This is a genomic window from Longimicrobium sp., assembly GCF_036280135.1.
In the GTDB taxonomy this organism is placed as follows: Bacteria; Gemmatimonadota; Gemmatimonadetes; order Longimicrobiales; family Longimicrobiaceae; genus Longimicrobium.
Genome location: NZ_DASURI010000989.1, coordinates 1 through 3540 on the forward strand (window position 1 = coordinate 1; position 3540 = coordinate 3540).

Annotated in this window: 4 protein-coding genes; 2 read left to right on the forward strand and 2 right to left on the reverse strand. The window is 72.6% G+C overall.

Translation table 11 applies throughout. From position 1 onward, the window contains the following. The first annotated feature begins 205 nt into the window (after positions 1-205). Positions 206-1084, forward strand: a complete 879-nt coding sequence (locus VFZ20_RS31805) for an aldo/keto reductase (RefSeq protein ID WP_329688007.1) — start codon at positions 206-208, stop codon at positions 1082-1084. 46 nt (positions 1085-1130) lie between these two features. On the opposite strand, the gene VFZ20_RS31810 is transcribed toward VFZ20_RS31805, so the two are convergent. Continuing rightward, positions 1131-1895 (reverse strand): helix-turn-helix domain-containing protein, encoded by a 765-nt coding sequence (locus tag VFZ20_RS31810; protein WP_329688008.1) that lies wholly within the window; start codon positions 1893-1895, stop codon positions 1131-1133. Positions 1896-2108: 213 nt separating this feature from the next. Between VFZ20_RS31810 and VFZ20_RS31815 the strand changes: the two genes are divergently transcribed. Beyond that, positions 2109-2315 carry a hypothetical protein gene (locus VFZ20_RS31815; RefSeq protein ID WP_329688009.1) on the forward strand — a complete coding sequence of 69 codons (207 nt, stop codon included), beginning with the start codon at positions 2109-2111 and terminating at the stop codon, positions 2313-2315. A gap of 81 nt (positions 2316-2396) precedes the next feature. On the opposite strand, the gene VFZ20_RS31820 is transcribed toward VFZ20_RS31815, so the two are convergent. Beyond that, positions 2397-3540 (reverse strand): hypothetical protein (locus tag VFZ20_RS31820; RefSeq protein WP_329688010.1); only part of this gene is annotated, 1144 nt, incomplete at its 5' end.

The following is a 3540-nucleotide window of genomic DNA, read 5'->3' on the forward strand; positions in this document are numbered from 1 at the left end:
GTATCGTTGTCCCGCCGCGGAGGGGGCCCGGCGCCGTTGGCAACAGTCGTTTCGTTGCCTACGGCGGGCGCAGCCCGACCCGGAGCGCAGCGGAGGGGCACGCCCGCATCCGGCAGCTCAGCAGTTCAGCAGTCGTTCTTCCCCCAATCAGCACGACGACACACGCGCGCACGTCCACGCGGCACAATCGGCAAACGGAGCGGAGATGCAGACGGTTCAGCTGGGGCGTACGGGTCGGCGGGTGACGCGCGTGGGGCTGGGCGGGATGCCGCTCTCCATCCAGGGGCGGCCGGACCGCGCGCGGGCAAAGGACGTGATCCGGCGCGCGGTGGAGCTGGGCGTGAACTTCATCGACACGGCCGACGTCTACTGCCTGGACGACGCCGACCTGGGCCACAACGAGCGGCTGATCGCCGAGACGCTGGACGCGCTGGGCGCCCGCGACGACGTGACGGTGGCCACCAAGGGCGGGCTCACGCGGCCGGAGGGACGGTGGGAGAACGACGGCCGCCCCGAGCACCTGCGCCGCGCCTGCGAGCACAGCCTGCGGATGCTGGGCACGGACCGCATCGACCTGTACCAGCTGCACGCCCCCGACCGCCGGGTTCCCTTCGGCGAGAGCGTGGGCGCGGTGGCGCGGCTGTACGAGGAGGGCAAGGTGGCGTCGGTGGGGCTCAGCAACGTGTCGCTCATGCAGGTGGAGGCGGCCCTGGCCCTCGTCCCCGTCACCTCCGTGCAGAACCGGTACAACCCGTGGGACCGATCGTCGGAGCTGGACGGCATCATCCGGTTCTGCGACCAGCGCTCCATCACGTTTCTTCCCTACTCGCCCGTGGGCGGCGCGCGGCGCGTAACGCTGCTGCGCGAGAGCGAGGAGCTGCGGGAGATCGGCGCGCGGCACGGCGGCGCCACGCCGGAGGAGCTGGTGCTGGCGTGGATCCTGGGCGTGTCGCCGTCGCTGGCCGTCATCCCCGGCGCCAGCCGCCCGGCCAGCATCGAGAGCAGCGTCCGCGCCGCGTCCCTGCACCTGGACGACCGCACGCGCCGCGAGCTGGAGGAGGCGTTCCGCGCCCTGCCCGCGTGAGCAGGACGGGCGACGCGGGCAGACCGGGAACCATCCGCCGACCGGCTCAAAAGCGGAGGGAGTGGCGGTCCCGAACGCCGGCGCGGGTGCGGGCCAGCTCCTCCAGGAACACGCGCGACGCCGAGGGAAAGGCGCCCTCGCGCCGCAGGGCGGACGGACCCGTCTGGAGAAAATCTTGCATCGCCCGGCGCAGGCTGCTGTCGGACGAGTAGCCGCACGCGTGGGCCACGGACAGCACCGTCCGCCCGGGGTCGTCCAGGAGCGACGCGGCCAGCAGGATGCGCATCCACGCCAGCAGGCGGCGCGGGGGCGGCAGCCCTCCACGGTCTGCCCAGCGCAGCACGGTGCGCTCGGACAGGTGCAGCCGCCGCGCCAGCTCCCGGGCCCGCCCGCCCACCGACACCACCTCGGCCGCCGTCATCATCAGCATGCGGGTGCGCCCGGAGAGAACGGGCGGCAGCGTGCGATCCAGCAACCCCTGCAGGGAGCGGCCCTCCACGGAGCGCAGGCGGCGGTAGATGGCCTCGGGCGTGTCGTCCTCCACGAGGGAGATGACGTCCGTGACGCCCCACTCGCCCAGCGTGCGCAGGTCGCGCGAGCGCCCCGGGCGAATGTCCACCGCCGCCAGCACGGTGGCCGAGGGAAACTCCCACAGCAGGGCGCGCAGCTCCGGGGAGAGCTGCGGGTCGGCCGCGCGCGAGTCCAGGTAGGGGTCCACGATCAGGATGGCGGCCGGCGGCGACGTGACCACCGCCTGGCGCAGGCGGTCCCAGTTGGTCACGAAGGTGCACTGGAAACCGCGGGCACCCACCCGGCGTACACGCTCCTTGAACGCACCGTTTGAGTGCAGTACGAGGACGGGGCGTGGGGGCGGGGCCATGACGTGTCTGGAAATATTCGGTACGGGATCGAACAAGGATGGGCGATGCGCGACGCACGGGTGCATCTTCTGTGCACCCTCGGGCAATCAACCCCTGACCGCCCAACCGACCGTCACCGCATCATCCCTGAAACTGGAGCGACGATGAAACTCGCCCGGACCCTCCTGGCCGTCCTTTCCGTGTCCATGCTGGCGGCCTGCGCCGATTCCGTCACGGCCCCCCAGGCCCAGCCCGAAGCGAAGCCCGCGCAGGACATCGGCACCACCTGCGAAGGCACGCTCACGCGGGAGATCCAGGCCGACGGCAGCGTGGTGTTCCGCTGCACGGGCCAGATGGGTTCCGGCGGCTGAGACGGCGGTCCTTCACGTCCCGAGCTGGTGAACAAAAGACCCCGCGGCAACCGCCGCGGGGTCTTTCGTTACCGGCGTCGGTCAGACTCCAGCGCCCGCCGGGACGGTGGCCAGCCCGCGAAGCAGGTCGTTCGCCATGCTGTCGACCTTGGCGGGAGCACGGCGGCTCTCCGTGACCCGGGCCTCGGCGGAACGCCCGCCGCTGATGGACTCCAGCAGCGACTCGGCGCGGAAACGCACCTTGGCCTGACCCAGGCGCTTGGCCACCTCGAGCGACTCCTGGCCGGCCTGCTCGGCGCGGTCCCACTCGCCCAGGGCGGCGGCACCCAGCGCAAGCTCCAGCGTGACGTTCGCGGCGATGGTGGTGAGATCCGGGTCCTTCATCATCCGGTACACCTGCGTCCACGCCTTGCGGAACAGCTCGCGGTTGCCCACGCCGGCCGCGGCACGCGCCACGTTGGCCGTGAGCAGCAGCCGGGCACGCGCGTCCGTGGCGGACGGCTCCAGGCGCTGGAACACCTCGAGCGCCTGCGAGAAGTAGCCGCGCTGCATCCAGAAGTACGCGATGTCGTGCGCCAGCGCCAGCAGCGACGGGTGACCCGCGCCGTAGGCCCGGAACGCCTGCCGCGCGTACTCCTCGGCCTGCTCGTCGCGGCCCATCTCGTCGGCGATGACGAACAGGTCGTGCAGCGCCATGCCCTGGATCTGCTGCAGGCCCTTGCGACGCGCCGCGCGCAGCGCCTTGATGTGCATGCGGCCGGCCGCCGGCAGGTTGCCGCGCGTGATGAGCATGTTGCCCAGGGCGATGTAGGCGCGGGAGTACGACTCCCAGTCGCCGATCTGCCGGGCGATCATGATGGTGTGGCGGAACCACGTCTCGGCGCGGGCGGCCTCACCGCGGCGGCGGGCCAGCTTGCCCACGGCCAGCGCCAGGCGCGCGTTGCGCGGCGCGGCCACCGACGCGGACTGAGTGTACGCCAGGGCCGTGTTCAGGTGCCCCTGCTCCTCGGCCCAGCGGGCGATGCCCGTGCACGCCTGCGCCACGGCCTCGCCGCTGGTGCTGTCGGGCGCGGCGAGCATCTCGCCCACGGCCGAGAGCGGCCCGGCGAGCTCCTCGCTGATGCGGGCCTCGGCCAGCTCGGCATGGCGGCGGCGCCCGGCCTCGGCGGAGAAGAGACGGCCCCGCTCGCCCGGGTCGGCGGCCGCCCAGAACATCACGTTGCGG